This window comes from Acinetobacter sp. ANC 4636 (assembly GCF_054454555.1).
In genome coordinates this window covers 18,470-40,853 of sequence record NZ_JBTKVD010000005.1, presented here as the reverse complement: position 1 = coordinate 40,853, position 22,384 = coordinate 18,470, and the positions used below count along the sequence as shown (strand labels likewise).

General features: G+C 43.5%; 21 protein-coding genes and 1 riboswitch. Of the genes, 7 read left to right on the top strand and 14 right to left on the bottom strand.

Translation table 11 applies throughout. The features are described 5' to 3' along the window. Positions 1-4: 4 nt before the first annotated feature. Together ACX1N5_RS06865 and gacA are read right to left on the bottom strand one after the other, a co-directional pair. Positions 5-1,579 carry a sensor histidine kinase gene (locus ACX1N5_RS06865; RefSeq protein WP_458801272.1) on the bottom strand — a complete coding sequence of 525 codons (1,575 nt, stop codon included), beginning with the start codon at positions 1,577-1,579 and terminating at the stop codon, positions 5-7. A 13-nt stretch (positions 1,580-1,592) separates the two neighbouring features. Continuing rightward, the gene (gene gacA / locus ACX1N5_RS06860; protein WP_004749929.1) at positions 1,593-2,228 is read right to left on the bottom strand and encodes a response regulator transcription factor GacA; all 636 of its coding nucleotides are present in this window, start codon (positions 2,226-2,228) and stop codon (positions 1,593-1,595) included. A gap of 214 nt (positions 2,229-2,442) precedes the next feature. Between gacA and ACX1N5_RS06855 the strand changes: the two genes are divergently transcribed. Further along, the gene (locus ACX1N5_RS06855; protein ID WP_458801329.1) at positions 2,443-3,447 is read left to right on the top strand and encodes a D-alanyl-D-alanine carboxypeptidase family protein; all 1,005 of its coding nucleotides are present in this window, start codon (positions 2,443-2,445) and stop codon (positions 3,445-3,447) included. A gap of 221 nt (positions 3,448-3,668) precedes the next feature. Here ACX1N5_RS06855 and thrC read toward each other — a convergent pair whose 3' ends face one another. From thrC to xerD, 4 genes are all read right to left on the bottom strand, one after another. Next, positions 3,669-4,808 carry a threonine synthase gene (thrC, locus tag ACX1N5_RS06850; RefSeq protein WP_131382009.1) on the bottom strand — a complete coding sequence of 380 codons (1,140 nt, stop codon included), beginning with the start codon at positions 4,806-4,808 and terminating at the stop codon, positions 3,669-3,671. 56 nt (positions 4,809-4,864) lie between these two features. Next, positions 4,865-6,166, bottom strand: a complete 1,302-nt coding sequence (locus ACX1N5_RS06845) for a homoserine dehydrogenase (RefSeq protein ID WP_004749925.1) — start codon at positions 6,164-6,166, stop codon at positions 4,865-4,867. A gap of 98 nt (positions 6,167-6,264) precedes the next feature. Continuing rightward, entirely contained in the window at positions 6,265-7,080 is an 816-nt protein-coding gene (locus ACX1N5_RS06840) for a DsbC family protein (RefSeq protein ID WP_458801275.1), read from the bottom strand. Positions 7,081-7,194: 114 nt separating this feature from the next. Beyond that, entirely contained in the window at positions 7,195-8,112 is a 918-nt protein-coding gene (gene xerD / locus ACX1N5_RS06835; protein ID WP_458801277.1) for a site-specific tyrosine recombinase XerD, read from the bottom strand. 153 nt (positions 8,113-8,265) lie between these two features. Between xerD and ACX1N5_RS06830 the strand changes: the two genes are divergently transcribed. The 5 genes from ACX1N5_RS06830 (at position 8,266) to ftsW (ending at position 13,366) form a co-directional block, all read left to right on the top strand. Further along, a complete protein-coding gene (locus ACX1N5_RS06830; protein WP_004749922.1) occupies positions 8,266-8,526 on the top strand; it encodes a FeoA family protein in 261 nt (86 codons plus the stop codon). Further along, positions 8,523-10,376 carry a ferrous iron transporter B gene (gene feoB, locus ACX1N5_RS06825; protein ID WP_131382006.1) on the top strand — a complete coding sequence of 618 codons (1,854 nt, stop codon included), beginning with the start codon at positions 8,523-8,525 and terminating at the stop codon, positions 10,374-10,376. The genes ACX1N5_RS06830 and feoB overlap by 4 nt, the downstream gene beginning before the upstream one ends. An 18-nt stretch (positions 10,377-10,394) precedes the next feature. Beyond that, entirely contained in the window at positions 10,395-10,649 is a 255-nt protein-coding gene (locus tag ACX1N5_RS06820; RefSeq protein ID WP_458801279.1) for a DUF6587 family protein, read from the top strand. 153 nt (positions 10,650-10,802) lie between these two features. Next, positions 10,803-12,152, top strand: a complete 1,350-nt coding sequence (gene murD, locus ACX1N5_RS06815; RefSeq protein ID WP_458801280.1) for a UDP-N-acetylmuramoyl-L-alanine--D-glutamate ligase — start codon at positions 10,803-10,805, stop codon at positions 12,150-12,152. Between the two features lie 41 nt (positions 12,153-12,193). Continuing rightward, entirely contained in the window at positions 12,194-13,366 is a 1,173-nt protein-coding gene (gene ftsW, locus ACX1N5_RS06810; protein WP_458801331.1) for a putative lipid II flippase FtsW, read from the top strand. Positions 13,367-13,394: 28 nt separating this feature from the next. Here the strand turns inward: ftsW and gluQRS are convergent, their stop codons facing one another. From gluQRS to ACX1N5_RS06775, 7 genes are all read right to left on the bottom strand, one after another. Next, positions 13,395-14,282 (bottom strand): tRNA glutamyl-Q(34) synthetase GluQRS, encoded by an 888-nt coding sequence (gluQRS, locus tag ACX1N5_RS06805; protein ID WP_458801282.1) that lies wholly within the window; start codon positions 14,280-14,282, stop codon positions 13,395-13,397. Positions 14,283-14,286: 4 nt separating this feature from the next. Further along, complete coding sequence (dksA, locus tag ACX1N5_RS06800; protein ID WP_131382003.1) at positions 14,287-14,802, bottom strand: RNA polymerase-binding protein DksA; 516 nt, start codon at positions 14,800-14,802, stop codon at positions 14,287-14,289. Positions 14,803-15,008: 206 nt separating this feature from the next. Beyond that, positions 15,009-15,797 (bottom strand): metallophosphoesterase, encoded by a 789-nt coding sequence (locus tag ACX1N5_RS06795; RefSeq protein ID WP_458801284.1) that lies wholly within the window; start codon positions 15,795-15,797, stop codon positions 15,009-15,011. Positions 15,798-15,822: 25 nt separating this feature from the next. Further along, complete coding sequence (locus ACX1N5_RS06790) at positions 15,823-16,431, bottom strand: NUDIX domain-containing protein (RefSeq protein ID WP_458801333.1); 609 nt, start codon at positions 16,429-16,431, stop codon at positions 15,823-15,825. A gap of 76 nt (positions 16,432-16,507) precedes the next feature. Further along, entirely contained in the window at positions 16,508-18,403 is a 1,896-nt protein-coding gene (gene thiC, locus ACX1N5_RS06785) for a phosphomethylpyrimidine synthase ThiC (RefSeq protein WP_458801286.1), read from the bottom strand. Positions 18,404-18,497: 94 nt separating this feature from the next. Beyond that, a riboswitch (TPP riboswitch) is annotated at positions 18,498-18,618 on the bottom strand. Positions 18,619-18,701: 83 nt separating this feature from the next. After that, positions 18,702-19,577, bottom strand: coding sequence for a DMT family transporter (locus ACX1N5_RS06780; protein WP_458801288.1), 876 nt, complete (start codon positions 19,575-19,577; stop codon positions 18,702-18,704). A gap of 76 nt (positions 19,578-19,653) precedes the next feature. Continuing rightward, positions 19,654-20,748: a hypothetical protein gene (locus ACX1N5_RS06775; RefSeq protein ID WP_458801290.1), complete on the bottom strand. Its 1,095-nt coding sequence runs from the start codon at positions 20,746-20,748 to the stop codon at positions 19,654-19,656. A 307-nt stretch (positions 20,749-21,055) separates the two neighbouring features. Here ACX1N5_RS06775 and phoU point away from each other — a divergent pair, with 307 nt between their 5' ends. Beyond that, complete coding sequence (gene phoU / locus ACX1N5_RS06770; RefSeq protein WP_131388405.1) at positions 21,056-21,778, top strand: phosphate signaling complex protein PhoU; 723 nt, start codon at positions 21,056-21,058, stop codon at positions 21,776-21,778. A gap of 332 nt (positions 21,779-22,110) precedes the next feature. Here the strand turns inward: phoU and ACX1N5_RS06765 are convergent, their stop codons facing one another. Then, the gene (locus ACX1N5_RS06765; protein ID WP_004749906.1) at positions 22,111-22,383 is read right to left on the bottom strand and encodes an oxidative damage protection protein; all 273 of its coding nucleotides are present in this window, start codon (positions 22,381-22,383) and stop codon (positions 22,111-22,113) included. Position 22,384 lies beyond the last annotated feature (1 nt).

Sequence of the window (22,384 nt, the reverse complement as noted above, 5' to 3'; positions counted from 1 at the left end):
TTATTTATTGTATTTGAATGGCAGGACATTCAATGCGGAAACAAGTACCGTCTTGTAATTTGACATAACTTAATTTTGCCTGATTTGCTTCACAAAAACTACGTGAAAGATATAACCCTAAACCTGTTCCATCAATTTGTGTAGTAAAAAATGGATGGAATAGGCTATGTACCTTATCTGCAGTAATTCCTTCTCCAAAATCAACCACATCAATAAAAGCATAGCCATCTTGTTGATAGGCATACACATAGATCTGAGGTTTTTCTGGCGCAGTGTGACGTAATGCGTTGCGAATCAGGTTGATTAGCACTTGGCGAAGCTGTGCTTCATCAAATGAAATGAGTACAGCATCTCGAACTTCAACAATAATTTTATGATGAACTTCATATAGATCTTCAAGCACCAGTTGCGGTAAAAATTGTTTGAGCTGAATATCAATCGGCAATGTCGCCTGATTATGCGCCATATTCAGGGTTGACTGAATAATATGATCAATACGTTGAGCCTGTTTCTGGATCATATTGATCAGCATTGAGTGTTGCTCGCTATCAGCATCAGTCAACAGGTTATTGGCTTGTACAATACTGGCAAGCGGATTACGAATTTCGTGGGCAATACTCGCGGAAAGTTGTCCAAGCGCAGCCAGTTTAAGTTGCTGGACTTGCTGGTTGATTTTCTGTGCGTCCTGCATGACAAACAGGGTTAGGGTCTGCTGTGGCAGTTCCAGCTTTTGTACCCGAATATGAATGCTGCTATAGCGGGATTGCATTGTTTCAAAAATAAAGCGCTCACCTTGTTTAGCCGAATTTAGCTGTAAATACTGATACAAATCAGGCTGAATTTCTTGTAAAGGAGCAGAGCGAAAAACCATCAGTGCTGGAATACCAAGCAGCGTATAAGCCGCAGGGTTACTCAGCACCACTTGCATTTTTTCATCAATGGCCAGATACCCCATATCAATTTGTTCGAGGATATAGCGATTAATATTTTGTAATTGTAATAATTCTAATGACTGGGAAATGCTGATATTTTCGAGTAACTGAAAGCGTTGTACTGCAAATTGCCCAGTCAAATAGACCACAAAAAATAAGAAGGCAAGTAACGTACTATTCCCGATTTTACTCAGGTCGGAGGTCATGAACCAGCTACCAAAAAGTTGCAGGTAGAGTACAGAGATCACTGAAAGTAGCGTAATACTGAACGCCTGACTCCGGCTAATGAGTAGATTAGTAACGAAAATGGTAATAACAAACAGTAAGCCGATATGTAGGGTCGGGCCACCCATTGCAAAAGTCAGGCTAGAGAAACATCCCACATCGATCAGGCTGATCAAGAGCAGCTGTCTAGGCAGTGCAATCGGAAAAAGCTTAAGAGCAAGTAACTGTAAAGTGCCTAAAAATGAATAAGCCAACAGGGTGAAAAGATACACCCCGAGATGTTGATAGTCGCTTTTAAATTGTTGAAAAGTTAAGAAAAAAATGATAATCAGGCTAAAGGAGATAATCAGTCGATAAACACCGTACCACACCCCGAGACGATATAATGTACTGGGATTGGAGCTCAGAAGTGCGGTATGCATATACAGAACCTGATTAAGGTTTGATTAAACCATAACGAATTGCCAAATGGGTCAGCTTCACGTCACTGTCAATTTCCAGTTTCTCAAAAATACGGTAGCGGTAGGTATTGACGGTTTTTACGCTCACAAATAACTTATCTGCAATGGCTTGTGCGCTATGGCAGTTGACCACCATCATGGCGACTTGCATTTCACGCTCGGAGAGTTGGTCAAAAGGAGATTTCTGCGTTTCAGATAAATACGAGCTTGCCAACTGTTCAGCAATGTCAGCACTAAAGTATTTACCACCTTGCATGACCTTGTTGATGGCACGGAGCATTTCCTGAATGGGCGCACCTTTGGTGATATAACCCTTCGCACCTGCCTTGAGCAACAAAGACGGATAAGGTTCTTCGGCCAAGCCGCTCACAGCGATAACTTTAGTTTCAGGTGTAATCTGCAATAAACGCCGTGTTGTTTCTACACCACCGATACCAGGCATATTGACATCGAGTAACACCACATTCGGGCGATACTGGCGTGCGAGAGTCAAGGCTTCTTCTCCTGATTCGGCTTGACCGATGACTTCAACATCCGCATGGTCTGCCAACATACGACAAATCCCTGTGCGTACTAATTCATGATCATCCACAACTAAAACCGAAATCACGAGCAACACCTCCCAATCTAAATGATTTTTTTGTTACATAAAGCAAATTAAGCTTGCAATGAAACGACAAAATTAGCAATGCTATCTTAAAATATAACCTAAAAGTTATGCACAATTACTGAACTTTAAAAGAGCGAGTCTATTGTGTAAATGTAAGGCATTTTTGTGGTCATACACAAATGTATCTTACCACCCCTGAGTTGAGTGTAATATGATGAAAAGTTTAAAAAAATCTTTAGTACGTGCTGTAAGCATGTCGATGCTAATAGGGTTGAGTGCCAATAGTTTTGCTGAACTCATCGTGAACAGTGGCTCGGGGGCGGCTTCCCAAGCAAAACTAAACTGGTCAACCGATGAAGCAAAACAGCTCCTGAGCCAAGACCGAAATAATGCTGAAACTTCTGTACGCAGAGGTGTCACTACCACTACATTCCGTGCACCGCATGTGACGGATACTCGCTTTGCAACTAGCAGCCCAGCTGTAGCAGCAGGTTCGGCACTGGTTATGGATGCTCATACTGGTGAAGTACTGTATAGTAAAAATAGTAATGCGTCACGCCCGATCGCATCGATTACCAAATTGATGACAGCTGTAGTCACTGCCGATGCGCATTTAAATATGTCTGAGCAGATTACCTTACAGCAAAGTGATTTTGAAGGTCCCAAACACGCCAGCTCTACTTTAAAGCCTGGTGACAAGATGAACCGTGCAGAAGTTTTGTTGGTGGCTTTAATGAAGTCAGAAAACCCTGCAGCGGCAGCGTTGGCACGTACTTATCCAGGAGGAAAACCTGCTTTTGTTTCAGCAATGAATACCAAAGCACGTCAGCTTGGTATGAGCTCAACCCATTATTATGAATCAACGGGTTTAGATGCTCGTAATGTATCATCGGCACGTGATCTGGGAATTTTAGTGGCTGAAGCTTCACGTTATGGCGTAATTCGTCAGTTTTCATCAACACCACATTATGATTTCGATTTAGGTTATCGCGTATTGAAATCAAATAACACCAATGCTTTGGTACGTAATGGTGGTTGGAATATTAATCTGTCTAAAACAGGCTATATTAATGAAGCAGGACGTTGTGTTGTTATGCATGCAACTGTCAATTCGCGCCCAACCGTTGTAGTCTTATTGGGTGAACCAACAACACAGTCACGCAATAGTGATGCAACGAATTTGTTGAGTTGGGTGAATCAATTACCAAAACAAATCTAAATCTTTAGAATGAATGACTTTTCAAAAAAAGCTTTTCTAAGATGAAAGGCTTTTTTTATCTCTAACAAATAGGGTTTGTTGGCATTTTACAGATGCTTGGTTGAACTGGAAAATGTGTAAAAACTAAATACCTTTAGGTTTGTATTCGATAATGCACGCTAGAAGATGCAAATAAAAAACCAGTTGCAAACAACTGGTTTTTTTATACTTAAGCGAAATACTTACATGTTAGAAAGAATAGAATCTTTCACTTGGCTCATTGTGGCATCAATTGACAACATAACAGCATCAGCACATTGCTTGATTGCTGTGTCTGGGTCTTTCAAACCATTACCTGTCACGGTACATACGATCACAGAACCCTCAGCAATTTTACCCGCTTTAATGTCACGGATAGCACCACCAATAGACGCTGCTGAAGCAGGCTCAACAAAGACGCCTTCATACATCGAAAGCAAGCGCTGTGCTTCTAGGATTTCAGCATCTTGTAGTTCATCGAACCAGCCTTTAGAGTCACGTACTACAGCTTTAGCATGGTTCCAGCTTTGTGGATTACCAATACGGATTGCTGTTGCAACAGTTTCAGGATTAGCAACAGGCGCACCACGAAGGAAAGGTGCAGCACCCGCCGCCTGATAACCGACCATTGTTGGTAAGCCTTCAGGTTTTGGCCCTGTGAATTGATCAGTTTCAGCATCATAAATCACTTGCTCAAACTGGTCAGCAGGCTGATTGGCAACCGCTTCGGTATAACCCATCCAGTGTGCAGTGATGTTACCTGCATTACCGACAGGCAAGCAGTGGTAATCTGGTGCACGACCCAACGCTTCGACGATTTCGTAAGCAATGGTTTTTTGACCTTGTAAACGGTAAGGGTTGATTGAGTTTACAATCGTTACAGGTGCTTGGTCTGCAACTTCTTTTACAAGGCGCATACCATCGTCGAAGTTACCACGGATTTGCATGGTGACCGCACCGTACATCATCGCTTGCGCCATTTTACCCATGGCAATTTTGCCTTCTGGAATTAAAACGAAAGCTTTAATGCCTGCACGTGCTGCATAAGCAGCAGCAGCAGCAGAAGTGTTACCTGTTGATGCACAGATAATCGCTTTTGAACCTGCTTCAACCGCTTTGGTTACTGCCATGGTCATCCCACGGTCTTTAAATGAACCTGTTGGATTAAGACCTTCATATTTCACATAGATTTCAACATCTTTGCCAATAATACGTGGAATATTCTCCAGTTTAATGAGAGGGGTGTTACCTTCACCTAAAGAAATTGCACGTGTAGTTGCAGATACAGGTAAACGATCACGATAACGATCTACAAGACCAGTATAACGATTGGCATTCGACATGATGATGTTCCAATGAAAGAAGAAGCACGTAGAGGGGAGAGTTCCCCTCGACCTGATTAGTTATCCAGCGATTCTAAACGAATTCGCACAATTTCGCCATGAATGGCAGGAAGCGCTTGAATTTGAGCAAGCGCTTCATCCATTTTGGATTCCACGATCGGATCGGTCAGAATCACAATAGGAATAAGATCTTTTAAACGGGATTGTTGCATGATGGCATCAATACTAATCCCTGCACGGCTGAGAATGGTTGTCACATCAGCAAGCACACCAGTTTGGTCTTCAGCATTGAGGCGAATATAATAACCCGTAGTCATTTCTTCGCGGCTCAAGATAGGCGTATCGGCCAATGCTTCAAAGGCCAATTGAGGAATGGTTCCTGCCCCATCTTCAGTATAGGAAATGTCACGTACGATATCTACGATATCGGCAACCACGGCTGAAGCAGTCGGACCTGCACCTGCGCCCGCACCATAATATAAAGTTGGACCAACTGCATTGGCTTGAACCAGAACGGCATTTTTCACGCCATTGACATTGGCCAGCAGTTCTTCAGCAGGAATCAGGGTTGGGTGAACACGCAGTTCAATGCCTTTGTCAGTGCGACGGGCGATCCCCAAGTGCTTGATGCGAAAGCCAAGTTCTTCAGCATATTTCACATCTTGCGCAGTAATTTTGCTGATGCCTTCGGTATAGACTTTATTGAACTGTAAAGGAATACCAAATGCACAAGAGGCTAAAATGGTGAGTTTGTGTGCAGCATCAATGCCTTCAACGTCAAAAGTTGGATCGGCTTCTGCATAGCCAAGCTCTTGAGCTTCTTTTAATACATCGGCAAAAGCACGACCTTTGTCACGCATTTCAGTCAGAATGAAGTTACCTGTACCGTTGATGATACCTGCTAACCAATCAATTTTATTGGCTGCCAGACCTTCACGGATGACTTTAATAATTGGAATTCCACCCGCAACAGCAGCTTCATAAGCAATCTGAACTTTGTGATCTTCAGCAGCTTTAAACAGTTCATTGCCATGTTCAGCCATAAGGGCTTTGTTGGCAGTAACAACATGCTTGCCATGTTTAATCGCTTCATAAATAATTTCATAAGCAGGGTGAATACCGCCCATGACTTCAACCACAACATCGACATCGGGTTGGCGAACGATTTCGAGCAAGTCAGCGCTTTGTTTAATCCCTTCTAAATTGAGGTCTGGGCGAGGACGGCGGGTACCAACGTAGGTAATTTGAATTTCTCGACCTGTGCGACGTTTAATTTCAGCGGCGTTTTCTTGTAATAATTTAAGGGCACCACCACCTACGGTACCAAGACCTAATATAGCCAGGCGAACTGGTTTCACGTCACACTCCAAGTATTTATTGCGATTGAGGTTGATCATAGCTAAAAAAATGCACAGACTCTAGGGTGAAGATCACAATATCTTCACCTTATTTCAGATTATTTTTCCAAACTTTGCTCTAATTCTTCAGGGCTGAGGTAGCCGCCAAGGTATAAACCATCTTGTGAGTAAATTGCAGGTGTACCGTTGACGCCAATTTTAATGCCGAGTTGATATTGGGCTTTTACAGGGCTGTTACACTGCACGGCAGGAATTTGCTGACCTTGTACCACCGCATTAAAGGCTGCTTTGCGGTCATTATTACACCAAATGGCTTCCATAGTCGGGAAGAACTGCTCGCCACGTGGCCAGGCAATATAGCGGACTTCAATGCCTTTGGCATTGAGCTCAGGGATATGTTCGTGCAGTTTATGGCAGTATGGACAGTTGGCATCTGTAAACACATAGACAATGTGTTTTGTCACACCTTGAGCAGGGTAAACGATTAAATCTTTTGGATTGAGTGCAGCAAACAGTTTTTTGTTTTCGGTGGCTTGTAAGGCTTGGCTGACATTTTTCAGTTTCGTGTCGCCTAAACGCAGTACATCACCCTGAATCAAGTATTTACCGTCAGCCGTGGCATAAACCGATGGCATGCCTTCTAGGTTGACCCAGTAAATATTGGGAATTTCAGTGGTTTTAATATCAATAATTTTAACGTTGATGTTGGCTTTCTTTAAACTTTCTTGCAGGGTATTGATTAAGCGCTGTTTGGCATTACGTTCTAAAATTGGTGAAGCTTGTCCTGTTGCAGGCGCCGTTGCAGTCAGAGAGTCAGTTTTTTGTTCAGTATTTTTATCTTTAGAGCACGCACTGAGCATACCCGCAACGGCAAGTGTACATGCTAGGAAAATTTTGGAACGGTGCAAGGACATAAATAACCCTTTGACTGGTCAATAAAAAGAAAACACCGTTAGCATAACAAAAAATGTGTGGTGCTTCGTGAATTTTCATTATTCTGTGTAATTCTTCGATAACACAGTCAAAGGTTATGCGCGAGGGTGGTATTGCTGATGTAGTTGCTGCATGCGGATTTGTGCGACATGGGTATAAATTTGCGTGGTGGATAGGTCACTATGCCCCAAGAGCATTTGTACTACGCGCAGGTCGGCACCATGATTGAGTAAATGTGTAGCAAAGGCGTGCCGTAAAGTGTGCGGTGAAATTTCAAAGTCGATGCCCGCCTGTAGGGCATAGCGTTTGATCATATACCAAAAATTCTGCCGACTCATAATGCCACCTTGCTGGGTTAAAAACACATAGTCGCTGCTTGATTTTAGCAGTTGTGAACGTGATTCACTGAGATAGCGTTCCAGCCATTCACAAGCAATTTGTCCCAATGGAACTAGACGCTCTTTATTGCCTTTCCCGACAATTCGTACATAGCCTTGTTTAAGATTGAGTAATTCTAGGCGCAGCGTGATGAGCTCTGAAACCCGCAAGCCACAAGCATAGAGTACTTCTAACATGGTTCGATCCCGTAAACCGAGCGCAGTTTCGGTATTGGGTGCTTGAATCAGGGCATCAACTTGGCTTTCAGATAAATCTTGAGGCAGGGCACGCCCAAGTTTTGGGGTCTTATGGGTACTCAGCGGATTGTCGGTGCGTAGTTGCTGTTCTCGTAAAAACTTGAAAAAAGAACGTAGCGCAGACAAAAGACGGGCAATTGAACGCGGACTTTTACCTTGTTGCGTTAACGCAATCAATACATCGGTAATATCTTCACTTGACCAGTCTAATAACGGTTTTTCTTGATACTGGCTACACTGGATCAGGTCAGACAAATAAGCATTTCGGGTGTGTGGGCTGACGGTTTGAGCAACCAGATAGTCTCTGTAACCCAATAAAAATTCTAAATTTTTTGGAATATTAATCGCGGTTGGAATACGGGGTTTCTTGTTGATCATCTATCAGATATGAATCAGTATAAAAAGTGCTATTTCACTCTAGAATAAATTTCTGTAAAAGTCGAATTGTAAAGCTAAGCCAGATGCAAGTAGTGTATGTAAATTATTCTCATTTATGTTTATAATAAATTAAATGTCTGTGAGTAGAACGCTGTGCGGTTATCAGATTTAAAGGTAAAACAAGCCGCTGTCATTACCAAAGTCAACCGTCAAACTGTTGATGATGGCAAGGCGGATTTAATAGCAAGTCGATTGGAAACCTTGGGCTTTATTCCAGGGACACCTGTGAAAGTTGTTGCCAAAGGGGTCTTTGGTGGTGATCCACTGCTGATTCAGATCGGCTTTACTCGTTTTGCCTTGCGAAAAGCAGAAGCTCAGAAAATTGAAATTTCCGCACAGGGAGCTGTAACATGAGCGAAACTTTGCGTGTTGCTCTAGTCGGCAATCCAAACTGTGGTAAAACCTCGGTTTTTAACCAACTGACGGGAACCCGTCAAAAAGTTGGCAACTATGCTGGCGTCACGGTTGAACGTAAAATCGGCTTTTTTCAGTTACCTTCTGGCAATCAGGTGCGGGTACTGGATTTGCCTGGAACTTATAGTCTCGAGGCGACTAGCCCTGATGAAGCCGTGACTCGTGATGTCTGTCTTGGCAAAATCAAAGATGAAAGCCAGCAGGATGCATTTTTGTGTGTGGTAGATGCCACTAACTTGCGGTTGCATTTGGGTTTGGTTTTAGAAGTGATTGAGCTTGGACGACCTGTGCTGCTGGTTTTGAACATGATGGATGAAGCACGTCGCCGTGGTATTCAGATTAACTCACAGAAATTGTCTGAACGCCTTGGTATTCCTGTTGTTGAAACTGTTGCCAAAACCTCGTCAGGGGTTATGAATCTAATTGATGCTTTGAGTCAGAAAAAATTTGCCTTGCCACAGACAGAAATGAACGGTGTAGTGGGGGATCAGCATCAAAAAGTTGCACAGATTCTGGCAGATGTCGTGGTCTTTTCAGATCATGAAGATAAACGTACCGAATTTTTAGACAGCATTTTTTTACATCCTGTATTGGGTTTTGTCGTTCTAGCCCTGCTGATGTTTGTAGTGTTTCAGGCGGTCTTTACTTGGGCAGCGCCTTTTCAGGAAGCCATTACCAAAGCATTCTCTTGGTTGGGCACCGAGATGGGCACATTAGTGACGCAGCCACTTCTACACAGTTTGGTGGTTGATGGTGTGATTGCTGGTGCGGGCGGCGTTGTGGTGTTCTTGCCACAGATTCTGATTTTATTCTTTTTTATTTTACTTCTGGAAGAAACGGGTTATTTGCCTCGTGCCGCATTTTTGCTGGACAAACTCATGTATAAAGCGGGCTTAAGTGGGCGTGCATTTATTCCGTTATTGTCGAGCTTTGCTTGTGCCGTGCCTGGGATTATGGCGACCCGAACCATTCAGGACCCGCGTGACCGTTTAACCACAATTTTTGTTGCACCACTCATGACCTGTTCGGCACGCTTGCCCGTGTATGCCTTGCTGATCTCTGCTTTTATTCCCAGCAAAATGGTGTGGGGCATTTTCAATTTGCAGGGTCTGGTGCTATTTGCGTTGTATATGGCAGGCATTATCAGCGCGTTAATCGTGGCATTTGTCCTGAAGTTTTTCCAGAAAGATAAATCCCAGTACGCTTTACTCATGGAACTGCCAAGTTATCGTTTTCCGAATATGAAAAGTATCGGGATTGGGTTACTGGATCGCGCCAAAATCTTCTTGAAGCGTGTTGGTGGGATTATCTTCGCTTTATCTATTTTGCTTTGGTTTTTGTGTAGTTTTCCACAAGCACCAGAACATGCTGCTTTATCGCCAATTAATTACAGCTTTGCAGGGTATATTGGGCATTTCATGCAACCATTTTTTGCACCAGTTGGCTTTAACTGGCAAATCTGTATTGCCCTCATTCCAGGGATGGCAGCCCGTGAAGTGATGGTGGCATCTCTAGGAACAGTGTATGCATTATCTGCTGCCAACGATGATGCGATGGCACAGGGTTTAAGTCATTTAATTAGTGCACCAGGTAGCGGCTGGAGTCTGGCAACAGGGTTATCGCTTTTGGTGTGGTACATCTACGCACCACATTGTTTATCAACATTGGCAACGGTACGCCGTGAAACAGGTTCATGGAAAATGGTGGCGTGGATGACAGGCTATCTATTTGCATTGGCTTATTTTGCAGCATTTTTAACCTATCAAATTGCGTCCCATTATCTGGGCTAATTGCAAGCGGAGGTGAGTATGGTGAGTTATCTGATTATTGTGGTATTGGTACTTTGGAGTGCCATCTATACCTTTAAAAAGATTTTCCCTCAATCGGCATATACTGTGTTTTCTGCTCTGGCACGTGGTTGTGAGCAGCGCGGCTGGATGACTTTAGCAAAATGGCTACGTCCGACGATGTCGGCAGGCTGTTCGGGAGGCTGCGGTTGTAGTGCTGACAGTGCTGCGCAGAGCAAAAATAAAGTTACAGTCCAAGCGGTGAAGTGGAAATAACAGCATTGAACCGATCTGTAAAACCGCCAAATACTGGCGGTTTTTTTACGTGAATATACAAAAAAAATGCGATAAGCCACGATCAGGAAAAGCTTTCCAAAAAGCAAAGTGCTAACATTTGCCAAGTTTAAAAATAAATGCGATGGGGCAAATATGTTAATACAACGCGGTGGATTGAAAGTCGTTGCAGGGCTTGGTATTTCTGGTGTTTCAGCTGTCAATTTTTTGGTGGAACAGGGTTATCAGGTTGCGGTGACCGATTCGCGTGCGACACCGCCTGGACATGATCAGATTCCAAGTCATGTGCAGACCAGTTTTGGTAAACTGGATGTTGATTTGCTCTTGCAAGCCGAAGAAATTATTTTAAGCCCAGGACTTGCGCCACAATTACCTGAAATTCAGCAAGCCATTGCCCAAGGCATTTCTGTTGTGGGTGATGTGCAATTGTTGCGCCGTGCAACCGATGCACCGATTGTCGCAATTACAGGTTCCAATGCCAAAAGCACCGTCACCACTTTGGTCGGCTTAATGGCAAAAGATGCAGGTAAAAAAGTGGCTGTAGGCGGGAACTTGGGTCGCCCAGCACTGGACTTGCTCAAAGATGATCCTGAATTACTGGTTTTGGAATTATCTAGTTTTCAACTTGAAACCACGTCGCATCTCAATGCCGAAGTTGCAGTGGTGCTGAACATGAGTGAAGACCATCTTGACCGTCATGGCGATATGTGGGGGTACCATCAGGCCAAGCACCGCATTTTCCAAGGCGTGAAAAAAGTGGTGTTTAACCGCGATGATAATTTAACCCGCCCTTTAGTTCCAGACACCACTCCGATGCAGAGTTTCGGTTTAAATGCCCCAGACATTCAGCAGTACGGTATTTTAAAAGATCTGGATGGCACAATCTGGCTCGCACGTGGACGTGAGCGTTTGCTGAAAAGTTCCGACATGTATATTCAGGGCACGCACAATGTTGCCAATGCCTTGGCATGTTTGGCACTCGGTGAAGCGATCGGTTTACCAATAGATTCTATGCTGGAAACTTTAAAGCGGTTTAAAGGTTTGGAACATCGCTGTGAATACGTGGCAACGGTACAAGACGTACGTTATTACAATGATTCTAAAGGAACAAACATTGGTGCGACTTTAGCGGCGATTGATGGCTTGGGTGCGGCAATCGAAGCTCAGCATGGCAAAGTGGCTGTGATTTTGGGTGGTCAGGGCAAAGGACAAGATTTCAAAGCCTTGCGTGATTCGCTACAAAAATATGTCAAAGTTGCCGTGTTGATTGGTGAGGATGCTCCACTCATTGAGCAGGCAATCGCAGGTACAACCAAGTTACTACATGCCGATAGTTTGCAGCAGGCAGTCGCGTTATGCCAACAGCACACCCAAGCACATGATGTGGTGTTATTGTCGCCTGCCTGTGCAAGCTTTGACATGTTCAAAGGTTACGCTGACCGAGGACATCAGTTTGTGGCTTGTGTACAAGCCTTGTCTGCATAAGCAAGAATCAGGGAGCACGTATGGCTGTAATTACTCAAGGTATGAGCAAACTGCAAAGTCTCTATACCAGCATTGCCCCGAAATTTCCGAGCGAAATCACCGCACGTAATATTTTGATTTTCTGTGTGGTGAGTTTACTGGTGATCGGGACAGTGATGGTGGGATCGGCATCTATGCCTTATGCCGATGCCAAGCAACATGATCCATTTTATTTCTTGGAACGACATGCCATTTCGATTGTGATTGCTGCCATTGCAGCATTTGTTACGTCCAAATTTCCGCTGGATTACTGGTTTAAAAATACCTTTTTGTTCTGGTTAGTTACGATTGGTCTGTTAGTCGTCGCACTTGGTGTGGGAACCGAGGTCAATGGTTCAACGCGCTGGATTCGTATTGCAGGTTTTACCTTGCAGCCAACGGAAGTTGCCAAATTGATGATGGCAATCTTTACCGCAGATTATGTGGTGCGTCGTGCCCATGAAGTCCGTAATAGCTGGATGGGCTTGGTGCGTTTAGGTGGGATCATGTCGATTACGGTTGGCTTGATTTTGGCTGAACCTGACCTTGGGGCAACCGTTGTTATTGTGATGATGATGTTTGGGGTGTTCTTTTTGGCAGGTGCACCGATCATCCAGTTCCTGTTTTATATTGGCGCGATTCTGATCGCCTTGGTGTTCCTGATCGTATTTGAACCGTATCGTTATGAACGTCTGGTGTCTTTCAGTAACCCGTGGGCAGATCCACTGGGTTCAGGTTATCAGTTGTCGAATGCCTTGATGGCCTTTGGGCGTGGTGAATGGTTTGGTGTCGGACTCGGGCACAGTATGCAAAAAATGTCGTATTTACCTGAAGCACATACCGACTTCATGCTGGCGATCTTGGGTGAAGAGTTTGGTTTTATTGGTATTACCACGGTGTTAGGGCTTGAGTTCGTGATGCTGGCATGTTGTGTGCGGATTGGACAACGCGCCTTAAAAAATAACTACTTGCGCGCAGGTTATCTAGCTTACGGTATTAGCATGATTTTCCTGATGCAGATTCTGGTGAATGCAGGCATGAACATGGGCATGCTGCCAACCAAAGGTTTGACCTTGCCGTTTATTAGTTACGGCGGGACATCGCTGATGATGTGTGCGGTGATGATTGCTTTTGTATTGAAAATTGATGCATCGACCAGGCAGACCAACCCCAATCAGGAAGTCTCCAACTTCTAAAAATAAAACCACGCAATCGCGTGGTTTTTTATTGATAAATCTGGGTAAGTTGCGTGGTTCGCGGAATTCGTGAAACATCCCACTGCGCAACTGCCTGTGTAAGCATGCGTGCAGGGTGATCGAGTTCAACAGGTAACTGATGTAAGGCAGCAATCGCTTGTTGTAAGAGCTGTGGTGCTTGTGTCGGGTCAAGTGCCTGTGCCAGATTTTGCTTGGAGAGTTTTTGCCCCTGAGCATTCATGGCAAGAGGCAAATGCATATAGCTGAGGTGCGGATAGCCGAGTAATTGCCCGAGCCAGATTTGCCGTTCAGTATTATCCAGCAGGTCTGCGCCACGCACCACATGGGTCATGCCTTGTAAATAGTCATCGACTACGACAGCCAGTTGATAGTTAATAATGCCATCACGGCGTTTCAAGACAAAATCACCGAGCTCATGGGCAAGATTGGAGCAATGTCGATCTTGTAGGCGGTCATCAAAACAGATGAGCTGATCACTGACTTTGACCCGAATAGCCTGATGTTCAAATGGTAATTTGAGCTTGCGGCAAGTCCCTGCATAAATGGCATTGGAACCGAGCATTTTACGGGTACACTGGCAGGCATAGACAAGGTCTTGTTGCTGGAGTTGATTGAGTACGTCTTGATATAGATCTAGGCGGTCTTTTTGAAAAATAATGTCAGAATCAGGTTCAAAGGCAAAGGCATCTAGGCACTGTAAAATATGTGTTTCACTGCCAGAATAAATGCGGGGAATGTCGGTGTCTTCAATCCGAACCAGCCATGTACCATTTTGCGATTTGGCATCGCAATAGCTGGCAACAGCAGTGAGCAGTGAACCAAAATGCAACGGGCCGGTTGGCGATGGCGCAAACCGACCCACGTAAGCAGACTGCATGGACTGCAATTCACTCATGGTTTTAACCGTTGTTTTGCTTCTCTTTGATTTCTGCCAAGGTCTTACAGTCGATACATAAAGTCGCTGTTGGACGAGCTTCTAGGCGGCGTAAACCAATTTCAATACCGCAAGTTTCACAGAAGCCATAATCTTCATCTTTGATTGCAGTAAGAGATTGTTCAATCTTACGAATCAGTTTACGTTCACGGTCACGTGTACGCAGTTCAATGGCAAACTCTTCTTCCTGGGTTGCACGGTCATTTACATCTGGCAATGCGGTTGATTCGTCTTGCATGGTGTTGAGTGTACGATCAACCTCAGACATAAGCTCGGCTTTCCAAGCTTCAAGAATTTGACGGAAGTGCTTAAGCTGACCTTCAGACATATACTCTTCATTTTTCTTCGGTTCATAAGGAGCGATACCGAATAAGCTTGCTGTTGAGCTGCCTTCAGAAGCCTTAGGCTTGGTCTTACGTGGTGCACGTTTCGGTGCATCTGTGTGGTCATCTAAGACTTGGTTTAGGTTGTCATTCGCCATAATAGGGCATTCCTCATCATATACATCGAGATCGACGTAATCGCTATGGTGATATGCAAGTTTTTTGTTATTTCACCCTCAAGTGAATTCATGCTCAAGGGGTCGTCATCATAAAGACTTTTTGCATACTTGAATAGTCTTAAATTCTACCCAAGCGATCCTTTTTCAAGACGGTTAACTTAATCGAAATTGCACCAAATGAAAAGTTAATAACCTGAAATCTCATTATTTATTTTTGGAATGAGGTGATTGACACGGTAAACCCTACTGTCTATACGTCCGTCATTATACAAATCCAGTACACGATAACCTGGTGCATCGCTATGTCCCAGAGCGAAATCATGGCTTTGGGGTTCAAACTGAACACAGGTCGATGGAACAGCTAAAAATTCGATATTGTCTTGAATCTGTGAAAATTCTTGGTGGACGTGTCCATGAATGACAGCTTTAACTTGAGAAAATTTGCGAAGCACAGAGCACAGGTCAGCACTATTTTTAAGACGGTGATGATCGATCCAGGTTGATTGCATATGCAGTGGATGATGATGACAGCCAATAAGCACAAAACGATCATTCAATTGCTGTAACAATTGATCTAATTGATCTAATTGATCTTGATCAATATGTCCATCAATTTTTCCCGTGACTGTGGTTGTCAATAAAATGATCGTCCACGGCATCAAATTGATCACTGTAATGGGCGCAGGTTGTGAATATGGAAAATAGCGCAGATCGTCATGATTGCCAGGTGTTTGATAAAATGGAATGCCTAAGCTCTGCATATATTGCATATAGCGTGCATAAGTGGTTGGCGTTGCGTCTTGCGCGACATCTCCCGTGTGTACAATGGCTTGAATCTGGGGATGTGTGGCAACAATATGTTGCATAATTCCATGAAAATTATGTTCTGGACACATTTCCACAAATGTCGCACCGGCATGCTCCATCAAGTGGGTATCGCTAATTTGAATAATAGTTTGAGCCTGTTGTGTCATCGCATCTATCACACTTGAGTGCCATTTATTTTTGAAGATGTTGCTGTAACCATTGCAATGCCATAATTACAGGCGCATTGGCAAGTCGTCCGCTCGTCAGCAATCGGGCTAGGTCAGCATAATCAAAAAGATGTAATTGAATATTTTCGCCTTCGTCGGCGACCCCAAAAATTCCACCCTGTTCAGGCAAGTCGGCTTGTGCGGCATACAGATGAAATAACTCGGAACATGCGCCTGCGGAAGGGTAAAAACTGAATAAATGCTGGAGTTGGTCAAGCTGACAACCTGACTCTTCTAGGCTTTCACGGCGAATACAGGTTTCTGGTGATTCATCCCCATCGAGGACGCCTGCAATAATTTCCAATTGCCATGGTGATTGCTGATCATCGAGTGCACCAACACGGAATTGCTCAATCAGGGCAAAGCGTTGTTGCTGATCATTATAAATGAGTACACCTGCCGCTTCTGGTCGGTGAATTAATTCACGTTGCAAAACAGAGGTATAGCCTGTTTTTTTAAATAAACGATGACGTAAACTGACTTTCTCAACTTGCAAGAAACCTTTAAATAATGTTTCGCGAGAAGTCACTTCAACATCTTGTTTGTTATAGCTTGCATGCTCAACGATATTCATAAGTAAAATTAGGATGAAATATTTCATTTCATCCTAACTGAGCTATGAATTAAGGCAACTCTTTTTTATGGGAAAATTAGACCTTGTGGTATAACTTTTGCCCTGTCTGCTGGTAGGTTTCCTTCATGCTTTGTAAGCCTTGTTCAACTTCTTGATTTTGAATATCTGGCCGATTTGCATTTTTTTGATTTTCTGCATAATCTCTCACGTTTTGCGTGATTTTCATCGAGCAGAATTTAGGACCGCACATTGAGCAGAAGTGTGCTGATTTATGCGCTTCTTTCGGCAAGGTTTCGTCATGCATGCTACGCGCTGTATCTGGGTCCAGACTCAAGTTGAACTGATCATCCCAACGGAACTCAAAACGTGCTTTTGACAGCGCATTGTCACGCACTTGTGCACCCGGATGCCCTTTGGCAAGGTCAGCAGCATGCGCAGCAATCTTGTAGGTAATAATGCCATCTTTCACATCTTTCTTGTTTGGCAGACCCAAGTGTTCTTTTGGTGTTACATAGCACAGCATGGCTGTCCCGTACCAACCAATCATGGCTGCACCAATCGCGGAAGTGATGTGGTCATAACCCGGTGCGATATCGGTCGTTAGCGGCCCAAGAGTATAGAATGGCGCTTCTTTACAGACTTCAAGCTGTAAGTCCATATTTTCCTTGATCATGTGCATTGGCACGTGTCCAGGACCTTCGATCATGACCTGAACATCATGTTCCCATGCACGGTGGGTCAGCTCACCCAGTGTTTTAAGTTCACTGAACTGTGCTTCGTCATTGGCATCCTGAATACAGCCTGGGCGTAAACCATCACCTAAGCTGAATGACACGTCATAGGCTTTCATGATTTCACAGATTTCATCGAAGTGCGTATACAGAAAGTTTTCTTCATGATGCGCCAGACACCACTGCGCCATGATCGAACCACCACGTGACACGATGCCTGTTAGGCGGTTTGCCGTCATTGGTACATAACGCAGCAATACACCTGCATGAATGGTGAAGTAATCTACGCCTTGCTCAGCCTGTTCGATCAGGGTGTCTTTAAAGATTTCCCAAGTCAGGTCTTCGGCTACGCCATCGACTTTTTCTAGTGCTTGGTAGATCGGCACGGTACCGATTGGCACTGGAGAGTTGCGGATAATCCATTCACGGGTTTCGTGAATATTTTTCCCTGTTGACAAGTCCATGATGGTGTCAGCGCCCCAACGGGTTGCCCAGGTCATTTTCGCCACTTCTTCATCAATCGAAGAACCAAGCGCCGAGTTACCAATATTGGCATTGATTTTCACCAAGAAATTGCGCCCGATAATCATTGGCTCAAGTTCAGGGTGGTTAATATTGGCAGGGATAATAGCACGTCCCGCAGCCACTTCCTGACGCACAAATTCAGGGGTGATTTCTTTCAGGTTTTGCGCACCAAAGTTTTGCCCAGCGTGCTGGCGCATATCGACATCTTCACGCTGACGCTGGTTTTCGCGAATTGCGATATATTCCATTTCAGGTGTAATAATACCTTGCTTGGCATAATGCATTTGCGTAACGTTTTTGCCTGCCTTGGCACGGCGCGGGTTTTGAATATGGGCGAAACGGATTTCTGCGGTACGAATATCTTTGAGGCGTTCTTGACCGAATTTCGAAGTTAGAGTGTCGAGTACATCGGTATCGGCACGTTCTTCAATCCAAGTGCCACGAACTGATGGCAAACCTTGATTGAGGTCAATTTGCGTATTCGGGTCAGTATACACGCCTGAAGTGTCATAGACCATGACAGGTGGGTTATGCTCACCACCCAAACCTGTAGGTGTTTCAGTTAGTGAGATCTCACGGAAGGGCACTTGAATGTCTGGGCGAGAGCCTTGAACATAGACTTTACGCGATGCAGGCAAAATACGGGTCAGATCTTTTGCATCTTGTTCATGTTGTGCTGAGATATCAGCAGGGGACGGATTCGTTAATTGGTTCATGGTCATGATCCTTATGAATGACATCAACGAATCAAGCTCGACCAAAAACCTGTCGGATTTATCTTGTTGTAGAATGGATAAATCTCGGGCTGTAGTTTTTAGATGGCTTGATTCCTACGCAGGTTTTAACCTGATCAGGTTCAACGGTACTTGTGTTTAAATGCGAACATTTACACAATCTCAGCGAGGGATTACTCGCGCTCCGTCAAGCATGGCAACAGCTTAGCATGTTTTTATTGAGAAAAAAGTCTCTGTCATTATTTTGAGATACCAGAGTTTTTAAGCTATAGATTTTTAATTATTTTTTAAATTTTAACTTGGCTAAGACAATCGGGTTGCACAGTAAAATGGAGGAAAAAATGAGGATAAACCCAATTAAGCTGGCATGGTCTGGCAATTCTTTCCAAAAGAAATAACCCCAAATACCTGCAAAAATAATCGCCATATAATTGACAGGCCCAATCTGCCCTGCAGGTGCCAAGCTGTAGGCTTTGGACATAAAAATCTGACTGATATTGGCCAGTAAACCTGCACTAATTAAAAATGCCAGCTCCTGCCAGTGATAAGGGCGAATCAGCCAAAACATTGGAATTGCCGACACCAGTGAACCAAAAGCGCAGAAATAAAACACAATTCGTTCAGCAGGTTCGGTATCGGTCAGCGCCCGTACTGTGACAAAAGCCATTGCGGCTAGAAAACTGGCGGCAAGCCCAATCAGCGAAATACTGTTAAACATACCTGAGTCAGGTTTGGCAACACACAGAACGCCTGTTAAACCAATTAGCGCCGCAATCAGCATGGATTTGGTAATCCGTTCTTTTAAAAACAACCACGCAATTACAGGAATAAAAATCGGGGAAGAATAAGTAAACACCATGGCATTGGAGAGCTTAAGATGGGCAATCGCATAGAAAAAACCATACATTGCAGATAATCCGACAATGCTGCGCCACAAATGCATCCATAGTTTTGTAGTTTTAAAAAACTGTGGCCCTTTTTGTAAAAGCATCGGAATAAAAATAAATAACCCGATAAAATTGCGGAAAAAAACAATAGTCGCGTTGTCTACAGTATGTGAAGCATAGCGAATACAAACCCCCATAATTGAAAATAAAAAGGCAGAAATAATCAAAAAGCCAATTGCTTTCAATATATCGGAGGAGTTCGAAGTCATGGTTTGGAGAGTGAGAAAATAAAGTCAGAATAATCGCCTAAGATAGCATGAATGGGCTACTTTTTCGGCACAGATCCTAAAATTGCTGCTTACTCACCAGGCTATTTGCCACCTTACCTGCATGGGTAATACAAATAGAATCACTTAAACAATCCCTGTTGATATGTGTGCTGTCTAGCGCCAGTGGATCATAGAGTCCCATGTAATGATCCAGCTGTTTTATGGCTTTGATCGTCTCACTTCGCTGTGAACGCTGTTCACTTGGACTGAGTTCAATTGGAATAGTCTCATCACGGTTGTGCGGGGTAATCTGAATAAAATGCAGGAATTTTTTTGCCTGTTGTCCCAGCTCAGAGTGATCTTGTACTGCTAAATACTTAATTTCTTCGAGTGCTTCAGGATAGATACTGTCTTCACCGACATAGTTGCTGGACACGGGCATATTACTTACCCCGTGAAAGAGAAACTGGGTATATTTGAATTTCAGGCGTTGTGCATCATCAATCAGAGCGCTGTCAGGATACGTCTGGACATAATTTTGCCAAAATAATGCCCGTTTGGAAATTTCAGCCCATGAAATATTAAAACCATTGCTAGACAAGACTGGAAATTCATTTTGCGCTGCCAGTGTTTCAATAAAAATCTGCTCGGGTTTGGGAAGATAAGGCGCAAAAATATGCAGCAAATATTTGGGCTGACGGCGATACATAATCCCTGTATCGCCAGAATCATACACCTCATAATAGGCTGCATTGCCCTGATGCTGTAGTAAATAGCGGTCACGCGGTGAAAACTCGGATAGATAACTGGTGTTGTATGTATTGTCACTCATCGCGTATTGATCAAAAGCACGCTGTTGTTCTGTCGTACGGTCGCTGGCGAGAAAGCGCTGATACATGCTCGTTGAGGCATAGAGTAATTGTTGGCGCTCATTCGCTGGAAGTTGTGGTAAACATTGTTCCAATCGTTGATTAACATACTGCAAATCTTGTACTGAGCTGGTATTGGTGATGTTCTGCATTTGCTGACCGAGCAAACTACACAAAGAAATGACCGTTTTTTGTATTCCGTGGTGTTGCGATTCTTCCTGATGTTGTTCATTGGTAGGTTGATGGCAGCCTGCTATCAAGAGTACGAGCATTAGCATGGAACGCCCTAGTTTAACTGGCATAAATCAACCTCAAAAATTTAAATCGTCAATTGCTAACATTGCGAATTTATGGATGATATTTTTAAAGTAAGTATGCAAAGAAAGCTGTTGTAAAGTTGCAAATTTTGGTTAACAAATTTAGTGAAGTGTCAAAGAAAAACGAAATATGTCCATACTCTGTAAAATTCGATGATTTTTGGGAATTCCAAGAATAAGATATTGAAAATCAAAAAATCACCATCGTATCAAATTGTTGGTTTTGTCATCAAACCGTCATGTGAATTATGTTTAAATAAAAAAATTCATTTCTCGATTTTGGAGATCTCTCTTGACCCTAAAAAATCCAGTCTTAGCACATCATATTTCTTCACAATTTAATGAAGATTTACAAGAAGTGAATGCTAAATTTATGGCAATGGGAGGGATAGTCGAACAGCAAGTGACCAATGCTATTCATGCACTGCTCGATACCGATGTGAATATGTCACTCGATGTTCAGTACCAAGAAAAAAATGTAAATCGTCTTGAGCTGGAAATTGATGAAGGCTTAACCCTGATTTTAGCGCGTCGACATCCTGCTGCAATTGACCTTCGGATGGTGATTGCGATGAGCAAAGCCAATACCGATATGGAACGTATTGGGGATGAAGCCTTAAAAATTGCCAATATTGCACAAACTTTATGTGAAGAAGGTGGTTCGCCACGCGGTTTTATGGAAACCCGTCATATTGGCAACCAAGTCCGTGTCATGATTCATGAGGCACTGGATGCTTTTGCACGCCTTGATGCCGAGCAAGCTTTAGAAGTACTGCGTGCCGATGTCGATATTGACCGTGAATACCAGTCTGCGACACGCACACTCATGACGTATATGATTGAAGATCCTCGCTATATTTCGCGTGTATTGAATGTTCTCTGGGTACTACGCTCTTTGGAACGCGTAGGTGATCATGCGCGTAATATTGCCGAGCAGGTGATTTATATTGTTAAAGGTCTGGATGTTCGTCATACCAGCGTAGATGAAATTGAGCAACGGGTACACAGTCGCTAATGAGCTGACTCTTATATTTTTGAAAGGGCGAAGGAATTTCGCCCTTTTTTTATTGCTGGCTCAAATCCAGAATAAAAAAAATCCCAGAGTTGGGGGTGATCTGGGATATATAAAAGGAGTATCGGTCACAATAATCAAGAAAAAACCTTGTCTTGTTAAAAGTATAATAACCAGAGTCTAAGCAACAATCATGTGTAGTCCTGTGAGGGCTTGTTATTTTGTATGCCTGTTTGTAAGCAGCATGTAAGTTTTGTTGAAATAAAAAGCAACGAACGGGTCGTTGCTTTTTATTGGGTGTTAAATACAGAGCGATAATATTTATAGGTAAAATATTATTTCTCAGCAGTCCAGCCTTCAGCTTTCTCTACGCTTTCATCATTGCTCAAGAATTTTTCACGCTGTTCTTCCAGAAACTTTTTCGCTTCTGCTTCAAACACGTTTAAGCGTTTTTCATTGATCAGTGTGGTTTGGTGTTTTAACCATTCTTGCCATGCCTGTTTCGAGACTGTTTCAAATAGTTCTTGTCCTTTGGCACCAGGAAATGGTGCAAAGTCCAAGCCTTCCATCTCGGTTTGATATTTACGGCAAAAAACTTGTCGAGTCATA

What these genes read in the sequence shown, in the direction of transcription:
- ACX1N5_RS06775 (WP_458801290.1), bottom strand. Translation starts at nt 20,748, where the DNA reads ATGCCAGTTAAACTAGGGCGTTCCATGCTAATGCTCGTACTCTTGATA.
- gluQRS (WP_458801282.1), bottom strand. Translation starts at nt 14,282, where the DNA reads ATGAGTGAATTGCAGTCCATGCAGTCTGCTTACGTGGGTCGGTTTGCG.
- murD (WP_458801280.1), top strand. Translation starts at nt 10,803, where the DNA reads ATGTTAATACAACGCGGTGGATTGAAAGTCGTTGCAGGGCTTGGTATT.
- thrC (WP_131382009.1), bottom strand. Translation starts at nt 4,808, where the DNA reads ATGTCGAATGCCAATCGTTATACTGGTCTTGTAGATCGTTATCGTGAT.
- xerD (WP_458801277.1), bottom strand. Translation starts at nt 8,112, where the DNA reads ATGATCAACAAGAAACCCCGTATTCCAACCGCGATTAATATTCCAAAA.
- ACX1N5_RS06820 (WP_458801279.1), top strand. Translation starts at nt 10,395, where the DNA reads ATGGTGAGTTATCTGATTATTGTGGTATTGGTACTTTGGAGTGCCATC.
- dksA (WP_131382003.1), bottom strand. Translation starts at nt 14,802, where the DNA reads ATGGCGAATGACAACCTAAACCAAGTCTTAGATGACCACACAGATGCA.
- ACX1N5_RS06855 (WP_458801329.1), top strand. Translation starts at nt 2,443, where the DNA reads ATGAAAAGTTTAAAAAAATCTTTAGTACGTGCTGTAAGCATGTCGATG.
- feoB (WP_131382006.1), top strand. Translation starts at nt 8,523, where the DNA reads ATGAGCGAAACTTTGCGTGTTGCTCTAGTCGGCAATCCAAACTGTGGT.
- ftsW (WP_458801331.1), top strand. Translation starts at nt 12,194, where the DNA reads ATGAGCAAACTGCAAAGTCTCTATACCAGCATTGCCCCGAAATTTCCG.
- ACX1N5_RS06780 (WP_458801288.1), bottom strand. Translation starts at nt 19,577, where the DNA reads ATGACTTCGAACTCCTCCGATATATTGAAAGCAATTGGCTTTTTGATT.
- ACX1N5_RS06765 (WP_004749906.1), bottom strand. Translation starts at nt 22,383, where the DNA reads ATGACTCGACAAGTTTTTTGCCGTAAATATCAAACCGAGATGGAAGGC.
- ACX1N5_RS06790 (WP_458801333.1), bottom strand. Translation starts at nt 16,431, where the DNA reads ATGAATATCGTTGAGCATGCAAGCTATAACAAACAAGATGTTGAAGTG.
- ACX1N5_RS06865 (WP_458801272.1), bottom strand. Translation starts at nt 1,579, where the DNA reads ATGCATACCGCACTTCTGAGCTCCAATCCCAGTACATTATATCGTCTC.
- thiC (WP_458801286.1), bottom strand. Translation starts at nt 18,403, where the DNA reads ATGAACCAATTAACGAATCCGTCCCCTGCTGATATCTCAGCACAACAT.
- ACX1N5_RS06840 (WP_458801275.1), bottom strand. Translation starts at nt 7,080, where the DNA reads ATGTCCTTGCACCGTTCCAAAATTTTCCTAGCATGTACACTTGCCGTT.
- ACX1N5_RS06795 (WP_458801284.1), bottom strand. Translation starts at nt 15,797, where the DNA reads ATGACACAACAGGCTCAAACTATTATTCAAATTAGCGATACCCACTTG.